Origin of the sequence: Gilvimarinus gilvus (genome assembly GCF_030518155.1) — a bacterium.
Classification (GTDB): Bacteria; Pseudomonadota; Gammaproteobacteria; order Pseudomonadales; family Cellvibrionaceae; genus Gilvimarinus; species Gilvimarinus gilvus.
Genome location: NZ_JAULRU010000787.1, coordinates 1 through 384 on the forward strand (window position 1 = coordinate 1; position 384 = coordinate 384).

The window sequence follows — 384 nt, forward strand, 5'->3', positions numbered from 1 at the left end:
GAACAACTTTGCCGCAGTTGATGAAGCGAATCGCGGCAGCTACGAAAAAGCCGACACCCTGGCTGCCTACGTTGAGCATCTCGCAGGCTATATCGACCTGCAAGCTCTTAAACCGATGAGGCTGGTTGTCAACGCCGGTAACGGCGTGGCCGGACATGTTATAGATGCCCTGGAAACACAGTTTAAAGCGGCATCCATACCGGTCGAGTTTATAAAAATTCACCACCAGCCCGACGGCACCTTCCCCAATGGCATACCCAACCCTATTCTGGAAGAGAATCGTGCCGACACCATCGCAGCCGTGCTGGAACATAAAGCCGATATGGGCATCGCCTGGGATGGCGACTTCGACCGCTGCTTCTTGTTTGATGAGAATGGCCGTTT

At 53.6% G+C, this 384-nt stretch carries 1 pseudogene; it reads left to right on the top strand.

The features are described from left to right. Positions 1–384 (top strand): annotated as a pseudogene (locus QWI17_RS20090) (phosphomannomutase CpsG); the annotation flags it as partial.